Source organism: Pseudonocardia sp. SID8383, assembly GCF_009864975.1.
Lineage (GTDB): Bacteria > Actinomycetota > Actinomycetes > Mycobacteriales > Pseudonocardiaceae > Pseudonocardia > Pseudonocardia alni.
Map to the genome: position 1 here is coordinate 1 of NZ_WWFY01000199.1, position 949 is coordinate 949.

A 949-nucleotide genomic window follows, 5' to 3' on the forward strand; every position below is an offset into this window, starting at 1 on the left:
CCGCGGCGAGCACCGTGCGCACCTCGGGGCGGTCCTTGCGCAGCAGCGCGAGCAGCGCGGTGCCCGGCTCGTCGCCGACGGTGTCGCGCGCGGCCGCGGACAGTACGCCGTCCGGTCCGAGCTCGACGAAGGTGCGCACGTCGTGCTGCCCGGCCAGGGTGGCGACCCCGTCGGCGAAACGTACGGTGGCCCGGACGTGCTCGACCCAGTAGCCGGGGTCGGTGAGCCGGTCGGCGGTGGCCAGGGTGCCGGTGACGGTGGAGACGATCGGGATCGCCGGTGCCGCGTAGTCCAGCCCCGAGACCACGGCGCGGAACTCGTCGAGCATCGGCTCCATCAGCGGCGAGTGGAACGCGTGGGAGACCCGCAGCCGGTGGGTGCGCCGGCCCTGCGCGGCGAGCCGGGCGGCGACCGCGTCGACCTCGTCGACGTCGCCGGAGACGACGACCGCGGCCGGGCCGTTCACCGCGGCGATGCCGACGCCGTCGGTGAGCAGCGGCGCCACCTCGTCCTCGGCCGCCTCGACGGCGACCATCGCGCCCCCTGCGGGCAGCGCCTCCATGAGCCGGCCGCGGGCGGCCACCAGGGTGCAGGCGTCGTCGAGGGACAGGACGCCCGCGACGTGCGCGGCGGCGATCTCGCCGACCGAGTGCCCGGCGAGCAGGTCGGGGACGACGCCCCACGACTCGAGGAGCCGGAACAGCGCGACCTCGAGCGCGAACAGCGCGGGCTGGGCGTGCCCGGTGCGCTCCAGCAGGGCGGCCTCGTCGGAGCCGGGCTCGGCGAACAGGACCTCGCGCAGCGGCGGGCCGCCGGCGTCGGTGTCCAGCCGGGCCGCGACGTCGTCGAGGGCGTCGGCGAACACCGGGTACCGGGCGTACAGCTCGGCGCCCGCCCCGGCCCGCTGGCTGCCCTGTCCGGTGAACAGGAACGCGGTGCGGCCACGACC

The 949-nt window shown here is 77.0% G+C and carries 1 protein-coding gene; it reads right to left on the reverse strand.

The window, feature by feature from the left end:
* On the reverse strand, positions 1-949 hold a 949-nt coding region (locus GTW08_RS04745), incomplete at both ends, for an acyltransferase domain-containing protein (RefSeq protein WP_161151465.1).